At 62.6% G+C, this 20,871-nt stretch carries 16 protein-coding genes; 7 read left to right on the top strand and 9 right to left on the bottom strand.

The window, feature by feature from the left end; all coding sequences use genetic code 11:
• Positions 1-173: 173 nt before the first annotated feature.
• Together ACZ6WW_RS05535 and acnB are read right to left on the bottom strand one after the other, a co-directional pair.
• Positions 174-1,088 (bottom strand): LysR family transcriptional regulator, encoded by a 915-nt coding sequence (locus ACZ6WW_RS05535; RefSeq protein WP_465273302.1) that lies wholly within the window; start codon positions 1,086-1,088, stop codon positions 174-176.
• 89 nt (positions 1,089-1,177) lie between these two features.
• Entirely contained in the window at positions 1,178-3,769 is a 2,592-nt protein-coding gene (acnB, locus tag ACZ6WW_RS05530) for a bifunctional aconitate hydratase 2/2-methylisocitrate dehydratase (RefSeq protein WP_465273564.1), read from the bottom strand.
• A gap of 387 nt (positions 3,770-4,156) precedes the next feature.
• Between acnB and acnA the strand changes: the two genes are divergently transcribed.
• A complete protein-coding gene (gene acnA / locus ACZ6WW_RS05525; protein ID WP_465273301.1) occupies positions 4,157-6,907 on the top strand; it encodes an aconitate hydratase AcnA in 2,751 nt (916 codons plus the stop codon).
• 189 nt (positions 6,908-7,096) lie between these two features.
• Here the strand turns inward: acnA and ACZ6WW_RS05520 are convergent, their stop codons facing one another.
• Positions 7,097-7,537 (bottom strand): hypothetical protein, encoded by a 441-nt coding sequence (locus ACZ6WW_RS05520; protein ID WP_465273300.1) that lies wholly within the window; start codon positions 7,535-7,537, stop codon positions 7,097-7,099.
• A gap of 124 nt (positions 7,538-7,661) precedes the next feature.
• On the opposite strand from ACZ6WW_RS05520, the gene ACZ6WW_RS05515 reads away from it, so the two are divergent.
• The gene (locus tag ACZ6WW_RS05515; protein ID WP_465273299.1) at positions 7,662-9,344 is read left to right on the top strand and encodes an AMP-binding protein; all 1,683 of its coding nucleotides are present in this window, start codon (positions 7,662-7,664) and stop codon (positions 9,342-9,344) included.
• 65 nt (positions 9,345-9,409) lie between these two features.
• Here the strand turns inward: ACZ6WW_RS05515 and ACZ6WW_RS05510 are convergent, their stop codons facing one another.
• The gene (locus ACZ6WW_RS05510) at positions 9,410-9,718 is read right to left on the bottom strand and encodes a PilZ domain-containing protein (RefSeq protein ID WP_281852896.1); all 309 of its coding nucleotides are present in this window, start codon (positions 9,716-9,718) and stop codon (positions 9,410-9,412) included.
• A gap of 888 nt (positions 9,719-10,606) precedes the next feature.
• Here ACZ6WW_RS05510 and ACZ6WW_RS05505 point away from each other — a divergent pair.
• Genes ACZ6WW_RS05505 through arsC form a run of 4 tightly spaced genes read left to right on the top strand, consistent with a single transcriptional unit; the run spans position 10,607 to position 14,376 of the window.
• Positions 10,607-11,518: a segregation and condensation protein A gene (locus tag ACZ6WW_RS05505; protein ID WP_465273298.1), complete on the top strand. Its 912-nt coding sequence runs from the start codon at positions 10,607-10,609 to the stop codon at positions 11,516-11,518.
• Between the two features lie 25 nt (positions 11,519-11,543).
• The gene (gene scpB / locus ACZ6WW_RS05500) at positions 11,544-12,503 is read left to right on the top strand and encodes an SMC-Scp complex subunit ScpB (protein ID WP_465273563.1); all 960 of its coding nucleotides are present in this window, start codon (positions 11,544-11,546) and stop codon (positions 12,501-12,503) included.
• The gene (locus ACZ6WW_RS05495) at positions 12,500-14,011 is read left to right on the top strand and encodes a pseudouridine synthase (protein WP_465273297.1); all 1,512 of its coding nucleotides are present in this window, start codon (positions 12,500-12,502) and stop codon (positions 14,009-14,011) included. The genes scpB and ACZ6WW_RS05495 overlap by 4 nt, the downstream gene beginning before the upstream one ends.
• An 11-nt stretch (positions 14,012-14,022) precedes the next feature.
• Positions 14,023-14,376 (top strand): arsenate reductase (glutaredoxin), encoded by a 354-nt coding sequence (arsC, locus tag ACZ6WW_RS05490; protein WP_465273296.1) that lies wholly within the window; start codon positions 14,023-14,025, stop codon positions 14,374-14,376.
• A 522-nt stretch (positions 14,377-14,898) separates the two neighbouring features.
• Here the strand turns inward: arsC and ACZ6WW_RS05485 are convergent.
• From ACZ6WW_RS05485 to ACZ6WW_RS05475, 3 genes are all read right to left on the bottom strand, one after another.
• A complete protein-coding gene (locus tag ACZ6WW_RS05485) occupies positions 14,899-15,693 on the bottom strand; it encodes an amidohydrolase (RefSeq protein WP_465273295.1) in 795 nt (264 codons plus the stop codon).
• Complete coding sequence (locus tag ACZ6WW_RS05480) at positions 15,681-16,826, bottom strand: pyridoxal phosphate-dependent aminotransferase (protein ID WP_465273294.1); 1,146 nt, start codon at positions 16,824-16,826, stop codon at positions 15,681-15,683. Before ACZ6WW_RS05480 ends, ACZ6WW_RS05485 begins: the two co-directional genes overlap by 13 nt.
• A gap of 268 nt (positions 16,827-17,094) precedes the next feature.
• Positions 17,095-18,054, bottom strand: a complete 960-nt coding sequence (locus ACZ6WW_RS05475; protein WP_465273293.1) for a LysR substrate-binding domain-containing protein — start codon at positions 18,052-18,054, stop codon at positions 17,095-17,097.
• Positions 18,055-18,167: 113 nt separating this feature from the next.
• Here ACZ6WW_RS05475 and ACZ6WW_RS05470 point away from each other — a divergent pair, with 113 nt between their 5' ends.
• Complete coding sequence (locus tag ACZ6WW_RS05470) at positions 18,168-18,752, top strand: FMN-dependent NADH-azoreductase (protein WP_281848430.1); 585 nt, start codon at positions 18,168-18,170, stop codon at positions 18,750-18,752.
• Between the two features lie 135 nt (positions 18,753-18,887).
• Here ACZ6WW_RS05470 and ACZ6WW_RS05465 read toward each other — a convergent pair whose 3' ends face one another.
• Both ACZ6WW_RS05465 and ACZ6WW_RS05460 read right to left on the bottom strand, forming a co-directional pair.
• Complete coding sequence (locus tag ACZ6WW_RS05465) at positions 18,888-20,546, bottom strand: amidohydrolase (protein WP_465273292.1); 1,659 nt, start codon at positions 20,544-20,546, stop codon at positions 18,888-18,890.
• A gap of 76 nt (positions 20,547-20,622) precedes the next feature.
• Complete coding sequence (locus ACZ6WW_RS05460; RefSeq protein ID WP_465273291.1) at positions 20,623-20,871, bottom strand: hypothetical protein; 249 nt, start codon at positions 20,869-20,871, stop codon at positions 20,623-20,625.

Genomic DNA, 20,871 nt, shown 5'->3' with positions numbered 1-20,871 from the left:
TCTCGAAAGCGCTCCCTAACCGTCATCCCGGCGCAGGCCGGGATCCAGTGGCTTCGGTTTCCGATTTTCGCGATAGAGCGGATGCTTGTTGGCTCTCGCGATAACCGATCACAAGGCCACTGGGTCCCGGCCTGCGCCGGGATGACGAAGATAAAAACTGAGGCTCTTTGGGCTCAGGCGTCGATCAATTTCAGACCCGGCCGCTGTCTGGCCAGCTTGCGCAGCAACTCCGCAAACGACTGCAGATCGCTATGCCACGGCGATGCCTCTCGCCAATAAAGCGCTATTTCACGCCCCTGCGTCGGATCCCTTATCTTGGCCAACGCCACATTCGGCATCGACGCCAAACGCTCATGCGCCAAGGCCGGTACCAGCGCATAGCCACCGCGCAGACCGACCAGCGCGGCAAGACTTTCGAGGCTGACATCCTGCACATGCCCACTGCCGTTGACGCCCGGCAAGCCATCGGCGTGGCTTTCGCTCATCAGCGTGGCGTCGCCGGCATCGAGCTGCTCAAGATCGATACTGCGCTTGCCGGCCAACGGATGGTCGTCGCGGAACATCAACTCCCAGGGTTCAAAAAACAGCGAGCGCATCGCGATACCGCTGGGCACGGTGGCCGGCGGTGCCAGCACGGCATCGAGCTCGCCTTCGTGCAGCCGGCGCAGTAGACCGCGCGGCTTGCCTTCGGAAAGGCTCAGGCGCGCACCGGGAAAATGTTGCGGGAACGGCGCAATCAGATGCGGCAGCAGATACGGCCCCAACGTCGCCAACACGCCCAGACGCAACTCGCCACCGAAGGCCACTTCGCCCGCCTTGGCCGCTTGCTGCAGATGTTCGGCCGCCACCAGCAAGGCGTCGATCTGTTCCAGTAGCCGATGCCCGCTGGCCGTCGGCACTACCCGTCGCCCGCCACGTTCGAACAGCGGCGTGCCCAGCGCCTGCTCCACTTTCTGCACCTGATGCGACAGCCCCGATGGGCTGATATGCATCGCACGCGCGGCGCTATTGAAGCTGCCATGGCGGCGCACGGCCTGGACCAGGGTGAGGTCGCGCAGCGAAACGACGGCGAGATGGGAGGAGATCATCCGTCTAGGATAGTTGAGAGTGGGGAGAAGTGAGAAAAGAAAAGCCCGGCCGAAGCCGGGCTTTGCAGACGCTCAACTCACTACGGCTCTCAAGCCGTAACGGTATCCGCCACCTGCTTGAAGTCTTCGATCTGATCGAAGTTCATGTACTGGTAGATCTTGTCGCCATTGGCGTTGATCACGCCGATGTCGGCCATGTACTCCTGCTTGGTCGGGATGCGACCCAGACGCGAGCAGATCGCCGCCAGTTCGGCCGAACCCAGGTAGACATTGGAGTTCTTGCCCAGGCGGTTGGGGAAGTTGCGGGTCGAGGTGGAGAACACGGTCGCGCCCTCACGTACCTGCGCCTGGTTGCCCATGCACAGCGAGCAGCCCGGCATTTCCATGCGCGCGCCGGCGGTGCCGAGCACACCGTAATGGCCTTCCTCGGTCAGCTGCTTCTGGTCCATCTTGGTCGGCGGGGCGACCCAGAGCTTGGTCGGGATATCACGCTTGCCTTCCAGCAGCTTCGACGCTGCGCGGAAGTGACCAATATTGGTCATGCACGAACCGATGAACACTTCATCGATCGAAGCTCCGGCGACATCGGACAGCGTCTTGACGTCATCCGGATCGTTCGGGCACGCCACGATCGGCTCGTGCACGTCGGCCAGGTCGATCTCGATGACGGCGGCGTATTCGGCGTCGGCATCGCGTTCGAGCAACTGCGGATTGGCCAACCAGGCTTCCATCCCCTTGATGCGGCGATGCAGGCTGCGCGCGTCCTGATAGCCCTGGGCGATCATGTACTTGAGCAAGGTGATGTTCGAGTTGAGGTACTCGATGATCGGCGCCTTGTTCAGATGCACGGTGCAACCGGCCGCCGAACGCTCGGCCGAGGCGTCGGACAGCTCGAACGCCTGCTCCACCTTCAGGTTCGGCAGACCTTCGATTTCCAGGATACGGCCGGAGAAGATGTTCTTCTTGCCCTGCTTGGCGACGGTGAGCAGGTCCTGCTTGATCGCGTAGAGCGGGATCGCATTGACCAGGTCACGCAGCGTCACGCCCGGCTGCAGTTCGCCCTTGAAGCGCACCAGCACCGACTCGGGCATGTCCAGCGGCATCACGCCGGTGGCCGCCGCGAAGGCAACCAAGCCGGAGCCGGCCGGGAACGAGATACCGATCGGGAAACGGGTGTGGCTGTCGCCGCCGGTGCCGACGGTGTCGGGCAGCAGCATGCGGTTCAACCAGGAGTGGATCACGCCGTCGCCGGGGCGCAGGCTGATGCCGCCGCGGGTGGAGATGAAGGCGGGCAACTCGTGATGCGTCTTGACGTCGACCGGCTTCGGGTAAGCGGCGGTATGGCAGAACGACTGCATGACCAGATCGGCCGAGAAACCCAGGCAGGCCAGGTCCTTCAGCTCGTCGCGGGTCATCGGGCCGGTGGTGTCCTGCGAACCGACCGAGGTCATCTTCGGCTCGCAATAGGTACCCGGACGCACGCCCTGGCCTTCCGGCAGGCCGCAGGCGCGGCCGACCATCTTCTGCGCCAGGGTGTAGCCCTTGCCGGTATCGGCCGGGTTCTGCGGCAGGCGGAACAGGTCCGACGCCGGCAGGCCCAGCGCTTCGCGTGCCTTGGCAGTCAGGCCGCGGCCGATGATCAACGGGATGCGGCCACCGGCGCGCACTTCGTCGAACAGCACATCGGACTTGACCTGGAACTCAGCGATCACTTCACCGTTCTTGAGCGCCTTGCCTTCGTACGGACGCAGCTCGACCACGTCGCCCATCTCCATCTTGGAGACGTCGAGTTCGATCGGCAGCGCGCCGGCATCTTCCATCGTGTTGTAGAAGATCGGCGCGATCTTCGAACCCAGGCACACGCCACCGAAGCGCTTGTTCGGGATGAACGGGATGTCCTCGCCGGTCCACCACAGCACCGAGTTGGTCGCCGACTTACGGCTCGAACCGGTACCGACCACGTCGCCGACGTAGGCGACCAGATGGCCCTTGTTCTTGAGATCGAGAATCTGCTGGATCGGACCGCGCTTGCCGTCTTCTTCGGGCTGGAACGGCGCGCCGTCGCGCTTGTTCTTGAGCATCGCAAGCGCGTGCATCGGGATGTCCGGACGCGTGGTGGCATCGGGCGCCGGCGACAGGTCGTCGGTATTGGTCTCGCCCGGCACCTTGAACACGGTGATGGTCATGCTTTCGGGCACGGCCGGACGGCTGGTGAACCATTCGGCATCGGCCCAGCTCTGCAGCACCGACTTGGCGTTGGCATTGCCCTTGTCGGCCTTGTCCTTGACGTCATGGAAGGCGTCGAACATCAGCAGGGTCTTCTTCAGCGCCTCGCCGGCAATGGGGCCGACCTGCGCGTCATCGAGCAGTTCGATCAGCGGATGGATGTTGTAGCCGCCAAGCATGGTGCCCAGCAGCACGGTGGCCTTCTCGCGGCTGATCAGCGCGCACTTTTCCGTGCCGAACGCCACGGCGGCCAGGTAGGACGCCTTGACCTTGGCGGCATCATCCACGCCGGCCGGCACACGGTTGGCGATCAGGTCGACCAGGAACGTCTCTTCGCCAGCCGGCGGGTTCTTCAGCAGCTCGATCAGCTCGGCAGTCTGCTGGGCCGACAACGGCAGCGCGGGGATACCCAGTGCGGCGCGTTCGGCGACATGTTGGCGGTAGGCGTTGAGCATAGTGTCCAGGTCCATGAAGTTGCGATTGGCGTAGCCTCGGCTGCGTCGCGCTACGTGAGCGCGGCGACCCGAAGACCGGCTGGCGCGGCAGGGAAAGCGTGTTGCCATGCCGCTTTTGGAGGGCTTGCAGCCGCCTATTTTGCCAGTCGGGCCATGGCTGCCGCAACGCAAGACAACGCTTCCGGCTGCGTTCGAAATCTTGCAATGGGATCGGCACCCTCCGTCGCTTGCGCGTAACCTCAATGGCCCCACACTGAGCGGGTGCCGGAGGCCACGGGAGCGTTTTTTACAATTCCGCTCACGCCTATTGTTTTAGGATTGTCCAGTTCGCACCCCGTGCGCTCCGAAGATTTCGCACCAGGCCGCTTTGCAAAGGAGTAACGCCCCATGCTGGATTCATTCGCCACCCGCGACACGCTCAATGTCAACGGCAGCTCGTATCAGATCGCCAGCCTGACCAAACTTGGTCAACGTTTCGACCTCAAGCACCTCCCCTACTCGCTCAAGATCCTGTTGGAAAACCTGTTGCGCCACGAAGACGGCGTCAACGTCACCTCGAAGGAAATCGAGGCGATCGCCAACTGGGACGCCAAGGCCGAGCCCGATACCGAGATCGCCTTCATGCCCGCCCGCGTGGTGCTGCAGGATTTCACCGGCGTGCCTTGCGTGGTCGATCTGGCCGCGATGCGCGATGCGGTGGTCAAGCTCGGTGGCGACGCCACCCAGATCAATCCGCTGGCACCGGCCGAACTGGTGATCGATCACTCGGTCCAGGTCGATGCGTTCGGCTCCGAGTCGGCGCTGGAAAAGAACGTCGAGATCGAATTCGAGCGCAACCAGGAGCGTTACTCGTTCCTGCGCTGGGGCCAGAAGGCCTTCAACAATTTCAAGGTGGTGCCGCCGCGTACCGGCATCGTGCACCAGGTGAACCTGGAGCATCTGGCTCGCGTGGTGTTCACCGCGGACAAGGACGGCCAGAGCTGGGCCTATCCCGATACGGTGTTCGGTACCGATAGCCACACCACCATGATCAACGGTATCGGCGTGCTCGGCTGGGGCGTCGGCGGTATCGAAGCCGAAGCGGCCATGCTCGGCCAGCCCTCTTCCATGCTGATTCCGCAAGTGGTCGGTTTCAAGCTGACCGGCAAGCTCAGCGAGGGCGTCACCGCCACCGACCTGGTGCTGACCGTGACGCAGATGCTGCGCAAGCTCGGCGTGGTCGGCAAGTTCGTCGAGTTCTTCGGCGACGGCCTCAAGCACCTGCCGTTGGCCGACCGCGCCACCATCGCCAACATGGCACCGGAATACGGTGCGACCTGCGGCATCTTCCCGGTCGACCAGGAAGCGCTGAATTACATGCGCCTGTCCGGCCGCACCGAAGCGCACATCACGCTGGTCGAAAGCTATGCCAAAGCGCAGGGCCTGTGGCACGACGAAAACGCGCACGAGCCGCGCTTCACCACCACGCTGGAACTCAACCTGGCCGAAGTGAAGCCGTCACTCGCCGGCCCGAAGCGCCCGCAGGATCGCGTGCTGCTCGAAGGTGTGAAGCAGAGCTTCCACGATGCCGTGGGTCCGCTCACCGCGAATCGCAAGCCGCGCAATGGCGACGCCTCGCGTTATGCCAGCGAAGGCGGCGCGAGCGCGATCGGCAACGAAGCCAATGCCATCGGCGAAGGCTCGGTCGCGGTCACGCGCAACAACCAGAGCTTTGATCTGAAGGACGGCTCGGTGGTGATTGCCGCGATCACGTCCTGCACCAACACCTCCAACCCGGCGGTGATGCTCGGCGCTGGCCTGCTTGCCAAGAAAGCCGCCGCCAAGGGCCTGACCGCCAAGCCGTGGGTCAAGACCTCGATCGGCCCGGGTTCGCTGGTGGTCACCGATTACCTGGAAAAAACCGGCCTGCTCAAGGAGCTGGAAAAGATCGGCTTCTACATCGTCGGCTACGGCTGCACCACCTGCATCGGCAACTCCGGTCCGCTGCCGCCGGAAATCAGCCAGGGCATCGGCGAAGGCGACCTGGCGGTGGCGTCGGTGCTCTCGGGCAATCGCAACTTCGAAGGCCGCGTGCATCCGGAAGTGAAGATGAACTATCTCGCTTCGCCGCCGCTGGTGGTTGCCTATGCCTTGGCGGGCACGCTCGATATCGATCTGACCAAGGACGCGCTGGGCACCGGCAGCGACGGCAAGCCGGTTTTCCTGAAAGACATCTGGCCGTCGAACAAGGAAATCTCCGACACTATCGCCGGCGCGATCAATCCGCAGATGTTCGAAAAGAACTATGCGGACGTGTTCAAGGGCGATACGCGCTGGAACCATATCGCCTCGCCGGACGGCTCGGTCTATCAGTGGGACGACTCGACCTACATCAAGAACCCGCCCTACTTCGACGGCATGAGCAAGGAGCCGGGCACGATCGAGGACATCCACGGCGCGCGCGTGCTGGGCGTGTTCGGCGACTCGATCACCACCGACCACATTTCACCGGCCGGCTCGATCAAGAAGGACAGCCCGGCGGGCCGCTTCCTGATCTCCAAGGGCGTGGAGCCCAAGGATTTCAACTCCTACGGTTCGCGTCGCGGCAACGACGACGTGATGGTGCGCGGCACCTTCGCCAACATCCGCATCAAGAACCTGATGCTCGACGGTGTCGAAGGCGGCTACACGCTCTACGTCCCGAACGGCGAGCAATTGGCCATCTACGACGCGGCGATGAAGTACAAGGCCGACAAGACGCCGCTGGTGGTCCTGGCCGGCAAGGAATACGGCACCGGCTCGTCGCGCGACTGGGCGGCCAAGGGCACGTTGCTATTGGGCGTCAAGGCCGTGATCGCCGAGAGCTTCGAGCGCATCCATCGCTCCAACCTGGTCGGCATGGGCGTGCTGCCCTGCCAGTTCCAGGATGGCGAGAATGCACACTCGCTGGGCCTGACCGGCAAGGAAACCTTTGACATCGTCGGCCTGGACGGCGGCGAATCGAAGACCGCCAAGGTCACCGCCACCGCCGCTGATGGCAGCACCAAGAGCTTCACCGTAAAGGTGCTGCTGTTGACGCCGAAGGAACGCGAGTTCTTCCGTCATGGTGGGATTCTGCAGTATGTGTTGCGGCAGTTGGCTAGCAAGAAAGCCGCCTGAGATTGAAAAGAAACCGCCGATAGGCGGTTTCTTTTTTTGCTCGTCATTCCGGCGCAGGCCGGAATCCACCCCTCAACGTATATGTTCAAAAGACGTGGATTCGGGCGTCATCACTGAGGCTTAGATTCCGGCCTGCGCCGGAATGACGAAGTAGGAGGGACTGCGAATGCCAGGCCGGAGCTTGTCATGTCATTGCGACCACGTGGCCGTAAAACAAACCAATGCCTTCCCTTCTCGCCGCCAACCACTCTCAACCTGATAAACCCCCATCTGCGCCGGCAACAGCTTCCCGCCGCTGGTCAACGTGATCGAAAACTTGGCCACATAACGCTCACCCCGCTGCTCGACATCGATCGGCCCAATCAGGGCATGGATCGTCTCGCCACGAAATTTCGCGGCGCGGAGCAAGCCGGTCAGCTCCCGCTTGTCCGTCTGGCCACCGTTCCCATCGAAATCGTCGCTGAGCACATCAGCCAGCGCCGAGGCGTCGGCCTGCTCGGCGGCCTTGCTGGCCGCGGCAATCGCCTGCCGGATACGCTCTTCGTCGGATGTGCGATGGCAACCCGCCGTGGCACCGGCCAGGGCGAGCAGCACCAGCGAAAACAAGGCGATGCGAAAGCGTTTGGTCATGCTCTATCCTCGTTGCAGCGCGGCTTGCTGCATACGCAAGCGTATGCTCCAATGCCGCGGCCGTATACCGCTAATGCACGATGCTGACCATCGGCGGATCGAAACTGGGAGCTTGGGATAAAACATGAGCAATGAGCGTCCGTGGCTGAAGCATTATCCGGATGGTGTACCCGCAGAAATCGACATCAACCAGTACCCATCGGTTGTCGCGGTGCTGGAAGAAGCCTTCGAACGTTTTCGTGAACGCCCGGCCTTCGCCAGTTTTGGCAAGAAGCTCAGCTACGGCCAGATCGATGCGATGAGCAAGCAGTTCGCCGGTTATCTCACCGGTGAGCTCAAGCTGGTCAAGGGCGATCGCATCGCGATCATGATGCCCAACGTGCTGCAATATCCGATCGCCCTGTTCGGCGCGTTGCGCGCCGGGCTGATCGTGGTCAATACCAACCCGATGTACACCGCGCGCGAACTGAAGCATCAGCTGGAAGATTCCGGCGCGAAGGCCATCGTGGTGCTGGACAATTTCGCCGCAACCTTGCAGCAGGTCGTAGCCGAGACCGGGGTCAAGCACATCGTCACCACCGGCATCGGCGATCTGCTCGGCCTCAAGGGCGTGCTGGTCAACTTTGTCGTCAAGAACGTCAAGAAGCTGGTACCGGCCTTCAGCCTGCCGCAAGCGGTGCGCTTCAAGGACGCCTTGTCGCGTGGCGCAGCCCACACGGTGAAGACGCCCGATATCGGCCACGACGACATCGCCTTCCTGCAATATACCGGTGGCACCACCGGTGTGGCCAAGGGTGCAATGCTCACGCACGGCAACATGGTCGCCAACATGCTGCAGGCCGGTTCGTGGATCGGCACCAATCTGCGACCGGGTCAGGAAGTAGTGATTACGGCGTTGCCGCTGTATCACATCTTTTCGCTGACCGCGAACGGCCTGGTCTTCATGCGCCTTGGCGGCCTGAGCTGGCTGATTACCAATCCACGCGACATGCCGGGCTTCGTCAAGGAGCTCAAAGCATCGGGCTTTACCGCGCTGACTGGTGTCAACACGCTGTTCAATGGTCTGCTCAATACGCCAGGCTTTGCCGAGCTCGATTTCTCGCGCCTGCATCTGAGTCTGGGTGGCGGCATGGCCGTGCAGCGCGCGGTGGCCGAGCGCTGGAAGAAGGTCACCGGCTGCACCCTGGTCGAGGCCTATGGCCTGACCGAAACCTCACCCGCCGCGTGTATCAATCCGCTCGACCTTAAGGACTACAACGGCTCGATCGGCCTGCCGATCTCCTCCACTGACGCGGCCGTCTGGTCCGAAGACAATCAACCGTTGCCGGTTGGTGAAGCGGGCGAGCTGATGATCCACGGCCCGCAGGTGATGAAGGGTTACTGGCAACGTCCGGACGAAACCATCAAGGTGCTCGGCAGCGACGGTTGGCTGCACACCGGCGACATCGCCAAGATGGACGAGAACGGCTACTTCTATATCGTCGATCGCAAGAAGGACATGATCCTGGTGTCCGGCTTCAACGTGTACCCGAACGAAGTCGAAGACGCCGTCATGCAGCACCCTGGCGTAGCCGAAGTGGCCGCCATCGGCATGCCCGACGAGCATTCCGGCGAGGTGGTGAAGATTTTCGTGGTGCGCAAGGACCCGAACCTCACCGTCGAGGAGCTCAAGCAGTTCTGCAAGGAGAACCTCACCGGTTATAAGCGCCCCAAGGTGATCGAGTTCCGCGACGCGCTGCCCAAGAGCAATGTGGGCAAGATTCTGCGGCGTGAACTGCGCGATGAGAAGAAGCCGGCTGCGGCCTGAGTGCTCTCCAAGTCCATAAAAAAAGCCCGCTTGATGCGGGCTTTTTTTTGTGTTGAAAGCCGAGCCTACTCGTCCTTCCACATTTCCAGGATATCCGCATAACCGCCCAGCAGATTCCACAGCGGCACCTGCTTGTCTTCGGGAATGTGGGTATAGGCAAAGCCGATGTGGCGGCTCGATACACGCGCGACGATGGCCTCCAGGTGGATATGCAGGTCGTGGCCGAAGATCATGTCCAGCACCCAGCTCTGGCCGGCTTCGCCTTTCCAGCCCAGGGGGCGGCGTAATAGAACGCCGGTGGCCGAGATGTCCACCAGATCGGTGGGCTGCGATTGATCGCCGCGGCTCATCAGCACTGTGGTCTCGATGCGCATGCGCGCCGGCCTCAGCTGCTCCGAATCGCTTCCTTTGCTGGTTTGGTCGTCTTTCGTCACGCGCCTTCTCCCCGCCGCCTGCTCGCCGGTTCGTCCAAGGGCACCCCGCCGCTCGAACCCCGTTTCTTTGGCGACCACTTACCACCGCAAAGCAAGCCGTATGCCATGTCACCTATTTGTATCATTTCAAGGTCGTTTTAGGCATTTGTAGACGCGACTTTATCGCCGCTATCGCTCGAATATGTGCGGTTTGACAGCTATTGCGACCATGCGCGGGCGATTTGTCGCATAGCATCATGACCGAACCGCGCCATGCGCCGACACGATGGGTCACATGCTGCCCCACTACCGAATAGGCGGCACTGAGGCGGATAACCCCAGCCGCCTCAGTGCTGAATATCCCGTGCTTAATCCCGGGGCGATACTGGACTTGTCGTCTCACTGCCATTACTCTGTCAGCCACGCAAGGGTTCTTAGATTGCCGCACAAGCCGGTCCAAACCGGTTGCCACGGCTCAAGCCCCATGCGCTCAGCAGACCGCCAAACCATCAGTGACGCCAGGCTCGTCACCTCATGGCTTGCGTCGTCGTACCGGTTAACTGGCCGAACGATGGTGCCGTGGTGGTCGCTCAGCACGGCCCGCCTGACCGAAATCGCCATGGAGCGGTTTCATCAAGCGAGATACCGGGGTGACGATGGCGCGCGTGGCGCCGCAGCTGAACGCCAACGATTATTTAGCTTCAGGGTCATCGGGTCGCCGCCTGACAATCGGCATCCTGACGGGGACATTCGTTAAGCGCACGCCGGGACTTACCGGCCGGACAGAACGGTTCCTAATGTGTTGAAAGCATTACCTGCCGCCCGCACGCGGCCCAACGACATGTATTGATGAGCACCGAGCCCGAAGCGGTCGTAGCACCGCAGGACGCTTTCGCGTCGGTACCGCAACAACAGGAAATGCCGCTGGCCATCGTGCGCGGCGAGCCGATGTTGCAGATGCCGCAGGATCTGTACATTCCGCCGGATGCGCTCGAAGTCATCCTGGAGGCGTTCGAGGGCCCGCTGGATCTGCTGCTTTATCTGATCCGCCGGCAAAACCTGGACATTCTGGATATTCCGGTCGCCGAGATTACCCGGCAGTACATGGAATACATCGAGCTGATGCGCGATGTCATGCGCCTGGAGCTGGCGGCCGAATACCTGCTGATGGCCGCGATCCTGGCCGAGATCAAGTCGAGGCTGCTGTTGCCCCGGCCGCCTTCCGAAGAAGGCATCGAGGAAGACCCGCGTGCCGAGCTGGTACGTCGTTTGCAGGAGTACGAACGGTTCAAGCGTGCTGCCGAAGATATCGATGCCCTGCCCCGGCTGGAGCGCGACACGGTAGTGGTCCAGGCCGACGTCGGCGAGCGCAACGTGATCAAGTTGCCGCCGCCGTTGGACCTCAAGGAGCTTTTGCTGGCACTCAAGGATGTGATGCACCGTGCCGAATTGTTCGGTCATCACGCGATCAAACGCGAGGCGCTCAGCGTTCGCCAGCGTATGGGCGAGTTGCTGGGCCGCTTGAACGACAGTCAGTTCCACCGCTTCGAAACCCTGTTCGATGTCAGCGAAGGGCGGTTGGGCGTGGTGGTGACCTTCCTGGCCATGCTGGAGCTGGCCAAGGAAATGTTGGTGGAGATCGTGCAGGAAGAACCGCTGGCAGCGATTTACGTCAAGGCAAAGGTGACGATGGCAGAGGAACCGGCGGAAGCGGAAGAAACCGCCCCCGATGACGACCTCGCCGCGTCAGCCTACGAATAATGCATCCGCATCCGACCTGAAGGCCATGCAGATCGAGCAATTGAAACCCATTATCGAGGCCGCGCTGTTGGCCGCCTCCCAACCGATGACCGTCGTCCAGTTGAACGAGCTGTTCAACGAAGATGAGGAAGTCGGTCGCGAGGATATCGCCAAGGCGCTCGAAGCCCTGGCCGCCGACTGCGAAGGCCGCGGCGTGCAGCTATTGGAAGTCGCCTCCGGCTTTCGATATCAGGTGCGCCAGGATGTGCATCCGTGGATTTCGCGGATGTGGACGGAAAAACCCAGCCGCTATTCGCGCGCGCTGCTGGAGACTCTGGCCTTGATTGCCTATCGCCAGCCCATTACCCGCCCGGAAATCGAACAGATCCGCGGCGTGGTGGTGTCGTCCAATATCGTCAAGACACTGGAAGAACGCGAATGGATCCGCGTGGTGGGCTACCGCGACGTGCCCGGCAAGCCGGCCCTGTTCGGCACCACCCGCCTGTTCCTGGACTACTTCAATCTGAAATCGCTGGACGAACTGCCGCCGCTGTCGGAAATCCGCGATATGGAAGACCCGCAGATGCGGATCGACCAGAATCCCTTGCCGCCACGAGTGATCAAGGATCTTCCGATCGATCCGGACGCGGAGCTGGAGCAAGGCACGGACGACGAGCTCGCCGAGAACCAGGCGCAAGCCGAAGCCGAAGCGCAGCATAAGACTACGGAAAGCCAGACTTCAGACAATCACGTGACCGATCCGGACGCATCGGCCGACGAGACCGATAACGACGAAGCCGAAACCTTCCACGTTTCGCCGTCCGCATCCGAGCACATCGCGCAGGACGTCACCGAGCCTGCCATCGAACACGCTTCCGACGACGCCTTGTCGGTGGAAGAACCCGATACGGCTGCGAGCACCGCCAAGAGCGATGACGCAGCAAACACCGCGGACGCCGAACACGGCGACGCCGACGAGCAAGATACCGAGGAGTACCGCGCATGAATGCGCCGCAGAAATCCGTACTGACCCTGAAACGCGAACCGCGTAACGAAAACGTCCCACCGCTGGAAGAGCGCCTGCACAAGGTGCTGGCCAATGCGGGCCTGGGCTCGCGCCGCATGCTGGAGCAACGCATCCAGGCCGGCGAAGTCGAGGTGAACGGCGCGGCAGCCGGCATCGGCGCCAGCGTTCACGCCGGCGATCGCGTGACCATCGACAGCAAGCAATTCGTCGTCGCCACCGACAATCGCGATGAGACCGAAGTGCTGGTCTACCACAAGCCCGAAGGCGTGGTGACTACTCGCGAAGATCCCGAAGGCCGTCCCACCGTGTTCGAACAGCTGCCGCGACTGAAGGGCGCGCGCTGGGTCGCCGTGGGTCGCCTGGACATCAACACGACCGGCCTGCTCCTGCTCACCACCGACGGTGATCTGGCCAACGCACTGATGCATCCCAAGAGTGGCCTGGAGCGCGAATACCTCTGCCGCGTACACGGCGAAGTGCCCGATGAAGTCATCGAAAAGCTCAAGGCTGGCATCGAACTCGAAGACGGCCCGGCCCGCTTCGACGAAATCGCCATCATCAGCCGCGGCGGTAGCCATAGCTGGTTCCGCGTAGTTATCCGCGAAGGCCGCAACCGCGAAGTGCGCCGTCTGTGGGACTCGCAGGGTTTCCTGGTCAGCCGACTGAAACGTATCCGTTACGGCAACGTCGATCTGCCGCGTGCATTGCGCCGTGGCGATTGCGAAACGCTGAGCGAAGAGATCGTCAAGGACTTGCGCAAGGTAACCGGCCTGGGCGCACCGCAACCGGTGCTGACCCTGAGCCCGGTGCTGCACCAGCGTCGCGCCAATCGCAATGTCACCGAATATCGCCCTGAGCGCGGCACCGGCAACGCATATGCCGGCGGTTACGCGGACGAAGCGCGCGAATTGCGTGCCTTCGATCGCATCCGCGACGAACCCACGCGTGGCAAGCCGCGCCGCAGTCCGGGCAAGGAAGTGAACGGCAATGTGGCTCGCCCCGATCGCGGCGCGAATCCGGGCCGTCGCAAGCCCGGTGGCAAGCGTGGCGTGGCGCCGGGACAGGAACTGCCTTCGGTGCGCACGTGGTTTGCCGGCGACAGCCGCGAAGGCGGCGGCGCAGCGCGCGGCCCCGGCCGTGGCTACGGCGGCGGTGCTGCCGGTGGTGGTGGTGCGGGCCAAGGCCAGCGCCGCGGCCCCGGCAAACCGGCTGGCGCGCGTAGCGGCAATCCGTACGGCGGCTTTGGCGGTGGCGGCGGTCAGGGCCAAGGCCAGGGCGGCAACCGTGGCGGCCTGGGCGGTCGTCCCGGTCAAGGCGGCGGCAACCGTTCGCAAGGCTCCGGCGGCGGTCGTCCGCAGGGTTCCGGTGGTGGTCGCCCGCAAGGCGGCGGCGGTCGTCCGCAAGGCCAGGGTGGCGGTAATCGTCGTCCCGGCGGCGGCGGTGGCGGCAACCGCAGCGGCGGCGGTAACCGCGGCGGCAATCGCTGATCGCATCGCGCATGGCTACCGCCGCACGCATCTATCACAACGCGCGCTGCTCCAAGTCGCGCGCGACGCTGGCGCTGCTGCAGGAACGTGGCTGCACGTGTGAAGTCGTCAACTATCTGGAAACGCCGCCCAGCGTGGCGGAGCTGACGCAGCTGCTCGATCAACTCGGTATGACACCGCGTGAATTGATCCGCAGCAACGAGCCGGATTATCGCGAACTGGGGTTGGACGAACCGACGCTTGGTGACGATGCACTCATCGCTGCCATGGCGACGCATCCGATCCTTATCGAGCGGCCCATCGTGGTTGTCGATGGCAAGGCGGCAATCGGCCGTCCGCCCGAGTCGGTGCTCAACCTGCTTTAATCGACGCGCAGACAAGCGAAGGCTACCGCCATGCTGAGCGGCAGCCCCCGCTCCTCCCCCTGTCCGGTTACCGCCGTCCCGTATCGCGTCCTTGGCTTACCAGACAGGCTTGGGACAACGGGAGACGCCATGACCACGCTACTTCGTCGACTCGGATCCGCCGGGGACGCCGCCCGCGGCCGACAGATACGTATACGACAACAACGATCGACGCATTCCTTGCGCAAGGCATCAGCCTGCCATGTCGTGGATGCTAGGGCGGAGTGAGGGTCGGCGGTATTCCACAGCCGATCTATATCTGATGTCGGAGGAGGAGTTTCAGCGAGTTGTTATCGCGTGGAACTTCACATGTCCTCATGTTTCTGTCGTCATTCCGGCGAAGGCCGGAATCCATTCCTCAGCGTGGATGCTTGCCACACGCTGTCTGACAAGCGAAGACTGAGGAATGGATCCCGGCCTTCGCCGGGATGACGAATAGGAAGTGGTTTTTCGAGGCTGTCGTGGCGCAACCCTTAGATTGCTTTATTCCAGCGTAAACGTATCGGCATCCATCCACGCCGGAAAACGCTCGCGATGCGCAAGCAGCGGCGCAGGATCGAGCGTTACCGTAGCGATCTGCTGCTGCGAGCCCAGCTCGATCAGCGGCTCGCCTACCGGATCGATGACCGCGCTATCGCCCGCATACGGCAACTCATTGCCATCCACGCCGACGCGATTCAACCCGATCACATACGAAAGATTTTCGATCGCGCGCGCACGCAACAACGTGCGCCATGGTTGACGACGCGGCGCCGGCCAGTTGGCAACGAAAATCGACAAGTCGTAATCCATACCGCCGGTGCTCTGCTCCAGGCGCCGATTGCGCAGCCAAACCGGAAAGCGCAGGTCGTAGCAAACCTGCGGCAGAATCCGCCAGCCTTTCAGCTCGACGATCAACCGCTTGTCGCCACCACCGTAGCGCGTGTGTTCGCCGGCCATGCGGAACAAGTGACGCTTGTCGTATTGCTCGAAACTGCCGTCCGGGCGCGCCCAGATCAGGCGGTTGTAGACGGTATCGCCTTCGCGTATCGCCAGACTGCCGCACAACACCGCATCCACTTCGGCGGCCAGCGCACGCATCCAGGCGACACCCTCGCCTTCCATCGTATCGGCACTGGCACGCGTGTCATTGCTGAAGCCGGACAGGAACGTTTCGGGCAATACGATCAGGTCCGCCTTGCCGGCCGAACGCACGAGATCGCCGTAGTACGCACGATTGGCGGGCGCATCGTGCCAGCGCGTGGCACCCTGGATCAGGCTGACGGTCAGAGCTTGCATAAGCGCTCCGCAGCCGCGTCCATGGTCGCGTCGCTCTTGGCAAAGCACAGGCGCACCAGGCGCGTGCCCGGCGCCTTCTCATAAAACGGTGTCAGCGGAATCGCCGCCACGCCGGCATGCTTGACCATCCACTCGCAGAACGCGACATCGTCTTCGTCGCGGATCGCCGAGTAGTCGACCAATTGAAAGTAGCCGCCCGGCACGTCGAGCAGCTTCAGCCGCGACGGCGCGATCAGCGCACGGAAGCGGTCGCGTTTCACCTGATAGAACGAGGGCAATTCCAGGTAATGCTCCGGCGTGCTCGCCAGGAACTCGGCGAAGGCCTGTTGCGCCGGGTGGAAGGTACAGAACGTCAGGTACTGATGTACCTTGCGAAACTCGGCCGACAGCGCCTTCGGCGCCACGGCATAACCGAGCTTCCAACCGGTGCAGTGGAACGTCTTACCGAACGACGACACCACGATGCTGCGCACGGCGAGCTCGGGATGCCGCAGCACGCTTTGATGTTCGGCACCGTCATAGACGATATGTTCGTACACTTCGTCGGAGAGCACGACGATGTCGGTGTCGCGCACGATGGCCGCCAATTCATCCAGGTCGGCACGGGAAAGCACCGCGCCGGAGGGATTGTGTGGACTGTTGATCAGGATCATGCGCGTCCTGGATGTGACGGCGTCACGCACGCGCTGCCAGTCGATCGAAAACGACGGCACGGTCAGCGGGATATGCACGGCGCGCGCGCCCTGCAGTTCGATCGCTGGCTCGTAGCTGTCGTAGGCTGGATCAAACACGATCACTTCTTCGCCTTCGCGAACGATTGCGGCAATCGCCGAAAACAAGGCTTCGGTCGCACCGGAGGTGACCGTGACATCGGTATCGGCATTGATCTTGTGACCGTAAAGACGCTCGGTCTTCAGCGCGATCTGTTCGCGCAGATTGGGCAGGCCAATACCTGGGGCGTATTGATTGCGACCATCGGTCATCGCGCGGGTCACCGCATCGCGCAGCGCTTCGGGCGGTTCGAAATCGGGAAACCCCTGCCCCAGATTGACGGCCTTGTGTTCCACCGCCAACTGACTCATCACACTGAAAATGGTGGTGCCGACTTTCGGAAGCTTGGTCTGGATATGCATAGGCTCGGGATTGGGAAGTCTGGATGGCTAAATGAGGGGGATGCTAGCACGGCATTTGCAAGGATTTGGTTTCTTGCAGGAGCGATTTCAACACGATCTGTCGCGACTGAAGGGAGCCTCTAAACCCCTCTCCTACCCGTCGTCCCGGCGAAAGCCGGGACCCAGCGCCTTACGTATCAACGTGCTGAAGACGCTGGGCCCCAGCCTTCGCCGGGGCGACGATGAAGACTGAGGTTATTTGAGATTCCCTGAAGTCGCTCCTACAAAGCTAGGGAAGTTCTCGTTTGGAGCAATCCTCATGGTTACGGCGCGTCGCATCGGGCAGGCGCTCGGCGAGGTAGTCGACGAAGGCGCGTACGCCAGGCAGCAGGCCGCGGCGGCTGGGGTAGACGAAGTGCATCACGCCATCGGGCACGCTCCACTCGGGCAGGACTACTTCCAGCTCGCCGGCCGTGATCGCCGGAGCACAGACGAACTCCGGCAACAGGGTCACGCCGATGCCACGACGTGCCGACTGAAGCAGCGCACCGAACTCGCCGGTAATCAGGCGCGGATGGATGTCTACGGTGACACGCTCGCCGTCGGCGCCTACCAGCTCCCAACTTTGTGCGCCTTCATGCTCGCTCATGGTCAACGCCGGTAGCTGCGATAGATCCGATGGCTGCTTGGGACGGCCATACGTCTCGAGCAGCGAGGGGCTCGCGACCGCAAGCACCCGCGACTGGCCGAAGCTGCGCACAACCAGGGTGGCATCCGTATCGAGCTTGCTGCGCACCCGGATCGCCACGTCGACGCCTTCGCCAATCAGATCGACCCGGCGATTGGTGGCAATCAGCCGCACCAGCACCTTGGGGTGCTGTGCGAGAAATCCCGGCAGCACGTCCGCCAAAACCGTCTGCGACAACGACACCGGGCAGCTGACCCGCACCACGCCACGCGGCTCGGAGCGCAACTCGTCGACCGCGTCCTGTGCCGCCCTGGCCTCCTCCAGCACCGCGCGGCAGTGTCCATAGAAACGCTCGCCGACCTCGGTCACCACGAAACGCCGGGTAGTCCGCTGCAACAGGCGCACACCCAGGCGGTCTTCAAGCTGCGCAATGCGCTTGCTCAGGCGGGACTTGGGGATGCCAAGCGCCCTGCCAGCCGACGAGAACCCACCGTGCTCGACCACCGCGGCAAAAAAATACAGATCGTTGAGGTCCTGCAAGGTGCCATCGAGTATCGTCATATTGTTTCCAAAAACGAACAATAAGTTCCAATTCGCCCATCTTACCTAGTCATTGTTCCAGGTATATCTTTAATTCAACGCCGGCCCACCCGGTTCGAATCGAGGAATTCACCATGAAACTGTTGCATATCGACGCCAGCGCACTGGGCAGCCACTCGGTCTCCCGCGGCCTTACCCAGTCCATCGTAGCCGAGTTGACCCGTGCCGAACCCGGCCACAGCGTCAGCTATCGTGACCTTGCCGCCGAGTCGATCGGCCATTGGCAGCCGGTGGCTGACGCCAACGATCCTTCGTCCGTACTCGGCCAGGCGTTACTGGAAGAGTTCCTGGCCGCCGACACCATCGTCATCGGCGCGCCGATGTACAACTTCGGCATTCCCAGCCAGCTGAAGGCGTGGATCGACCGCATCGCCGTCGCCGGCAAGACCTTCCAGTACACCGCCAACGGTCCCGAGGGTCTGGCCAAGGGCAAGCGCGTGATCATCGCCTCCAGCCGCGGCGGCATTTACAGCGCCGGCCCGGCAGCGGGCCTCGACTTCCAGGAACCCTATCTGCGTGCCGTGTTCGGCTTCCTCGGCATCACCGACATCGAGTTCATCCGCGCCGAAGGCGTCAACATGAGCGCCGATCACAAGACGCAGGCCGTGGAAGCGGCGCAAGCGGCGATTGGTTCGGTGGTGCGGCGTAAGGCGGCCTGATAACACGGCGTAAAGCCGCGAGCTGACGCTCGCTGAGAAGGGTAAAGAGAAAAGGGGAAGAGCATTTGTGCTCCTCCCCTTTTCGGGCTGCAAAGCAGCCGACCTCACCCTTTACAGCCCGCGTAGCGGACGGCTTCACGGCTTCTGATACACCACCTTCCCGTCCACCCAGGTGCTGATCGGCTTGATATCGGCGATCCGGCGTGGTGCCACTGTCATGATGTCCGCGTCCAGCACCACGAAGTCGGCGCGATATCCCGCCTTCAGCACGCCCACCTCGTTTTCCATGAACGAAGCGTAGGCGGCGCCACGCGTGAATCCGGCCAGTGCCTGTACGCGATTGACGCGTTGGTCAGGGAACCAGCCGCCCGGCGGCTGTCCGGCGAGATCCTGCCGCGTGACCGCAGCATAGATGCCCAGCATCGGATTGACGTGTTCGACCGGGAAATCCGAACCGAACGCCAGCGGCACACCGGCATGGATGAAGCGCTGCCATGCATAAGCGCCTTGCAGGCGCTGATAACCAAGACGCTGCTCAACCCAGGGCATGTCCGATGTCGCATGGGTGGGCTGCATCGATGCGATCAGGCGTAGCTGCGCAAATCGGGGAATATCGTCCAATGCCACGATCTGCGCATGCTCGACGCGCCAGCGATGGTCGCTATCGGCAGTCTTGCCGAGCACGCTCTGGTAGGTATCGAGCACCATGCGATTGCCGCGATCGCCAATGGCATGCGTGGCGACCTGCACCTTGCAGCGATAGGCCTTTTCCACAGCAGCTTTGTATTCGTCCGGCTGGGTGACGAAGATGCCGCGATTGCCGTGATCGTCGTTGTAATCATCGAGAAGCGCCGCGCCGCGACTGCCCAGCGCGCCATCCATGTACAGCTTGACCGTACGCATGCGAAGACGGCCGCTCGGGTCCTGCCACTCACCGCCCTGCTGACACAGCCATTCCAGTGCCGCGTGATTGCCGTCGGCCATCTCATACAGGCGCAGCGGAATTTCGCCCGCAGTGGCCATCTGCTGCAGCACTTTGAAATCGTTCAGGCTGACACCTGGGTCGTGCACACCGGTGAGACCATTGGCTACCGCTTCGGCGAAAGCCTTCTTGTAGGCCTCGCGGGTCTGCTCCGGTGTCAGCGGCGGGATCGCATCGCGCACCAGGGCTTGCGCACCGTCGATCAACACGCCGCTGGCCTTCTTGCCCACACGCATGATCCGACCGCCATCGGGCTGCCAGTCGCCATCGAGCGACTTGGTCGCGCGCTTCATGGCCACCTTGTTGACCCATGATGCATGCCCGTCGATACGCTCCAGATATACCGGGCGATCCGGAAACGCGCGATCGAGATCGGCGGCGGTAGGAAACTGCTTGCCGGTCCAGCGGTTCTGATCCCAGCCATGACCGATCAGCCAGGCACCCTTGGGCAGCTTTTCCGCGCCCGCTTTCAGGCGGTTGATGATGTCGTCCTTGGAGGGGCTTCCGGCCAGATCGACCTGGCTGCTCAGCATCCCCAGCCCGAGCATATGCCCGTGAGCATCGATCAAGCCGGGCACCACCGTCGCACCGTTCGCATCGACCTGACGGGCGTCGGCATAGCGCTGCTTCAGCTCCGCATCGGTGCCAACGGCAAGCAACTTGCCGTCATCGCCCCAGGCGAGCGCGGTCGCTTCGGGCCGATCCGGATCCATCGTGTGGATATGCGCGTGGACCAGCAAGGTGGTCGCGTGCAGCGGCAGCATGGTCATCGCCAGCAAGGCGACGCCGGTCAATCGGGGAATCAAGCGCATGGACGGCTTCCGTTCGAGGAAAACCGTGGCACTGTGCCCAGGCCAGGGGCTTTACACAAGCCTAGCGGCGCACGGCTCAGGCCGCGATGGCTGTGTCCGCTTCTTCGAAGCGCGGCGCACGAGCGTATTGCGCCAAGCGAATGCTCGATGCGGGGCCAGGCATTTCTACACAACATGCGCGGCCCGCGCGCTCGTGCTCGTCGCGCGCCAGCTCACGCGCCAGTTTGATCGCCGGGCCGAGGCGCAAATCGCTGAACAGCGAAAAGCCGCCACGCCTGACATTCCAGAAACCATTCGCCGACTGCATTAGTGAGTAAACGACCAT

The organism is Dyella sp. NPDC103356 (assembly GCF_055584465.1).
Note: the sequence above shows the minus strand (reverse complement) of the source record. Positions and strands in the feature narration are given on the sequence as shown.

Excerpts from the sequence above, each read along its gene's own strand:
- ACZ6WW_RS05460 (WP_465273291.1), bottom strand. The coding sequence starts at position 20,871 with ATGGTCGTTTACTCACTAATGCAGTCGGCGAATGGTTTCTGGAATGTC.
- ACZ6WW_RS05505 (WP_465273298.1), top strand. The coding sequence starts at position 10,607 with ATGAGCACCGAGCCCGAAGCGGTCGTAGCACCGCAGGACGCTTTCGCG.
- acnB (WP_465273564.1), bottom strand. The coding sequence starts at position 3,769 with ATGCTCAACGCCTACCGCCAACATGTCGCCGAACGCGCCGCACTGGGT.
- ACZ6WW_RS05510 (WP_281852896.1), bottom strand. The coding sequence starts at position 9,718 with ATGCGCATCGAGACCACAGTGCTGATGAGCCGCGGCGATCAATCGCAG.
- ACZ6WW_RS05515 (WP_465273299.1), top strand. The coding sequence starts at position 7,662 with ATGAGCAATGAGCGTCCGTGGCTGAAGCATTATCCGGATGGTGTACCC.
- ACZ6WW_RS05465 (WP_465273292.1), bottom strand. The coding sequence starts at position 20,546 with ATGCGCTTGATTCCCCGATTGACCGGCGTCGCCTTGCTGGCGATGACC.
- ACZ6WW_RS05475 (WP_465273293.1), bottom strand. The coding sequence starts at position 18,054 with ATGACGATACTCGATGGCACCTTGCAGGACCTCAACGATCTGTATTTT.
- ACZ6WW_RS05495 (WP_465273297.1), top strand. The coding sequence starts at position 12,500 with ATGAATGCGCCGCAGAAATCCGTACTGACCCTGAAACGCGAACCGCGT.
- ACZ6WW_RS05480 (WP_465273294.1), bottom strand. The coding sequence starts at position 16,826 with ATGCATATCCAGACCAAGCTTCCGAAAGTCGGCACCACCATTTTCAGT.
- arsC (WP_465273296.1), top strand. The coding sequence starts at position 14,023 with ATGGCTACCGCCGCACGCATCTATCACAACGCGCGCTGCTCCAAGTCG.
- ACZ6WW_RS05470 (WP_281848430.1), top strand. The coding sequence starts at position 18,168 with ATGAAACTGTTGCATATCGACGCCAGCGCACTGGGCAGCCACTCGGTC.
- scpB (WP_465273563.1), top strand. The coding sequence starts at position 11,544 with ATGCAGATCGAGCAATTGAAACCCATTATCGAGGCCGCGCTGTTGGCC.
- ACZ6WW_RS05520 (WP_465273300.1), bottom strand. The coding sequence starts at position 7,537 with ATGACCAAACGCTTTCGCATCGCCTTGTTTTCGCTGGTGCTGCTCGCC.
- acnA (WP_465273301.1), top strand. The coding sequence starts at position 4,157 with ATGCTGGATTCATTCGCCACCCGCGACACGCTCAATGTCAACGGCAGC.
- ACZ6WW_RS05535 (WP_465273302.1), bottom strand. The coding sequence starts at position 1,088 with ATGATCTCCTCCCATCTCGCCGTCGTTTCGCTGCGCGACCTCACCCTG.
- ACZ6WW_RS05485 (WP_465273295.1), bottom strand. The coding sequence starts at position 15,693 with ATGCAAGCTCTGACCGTCAGCCTGATCCAGGGTGCCACGCGCTGGCAC.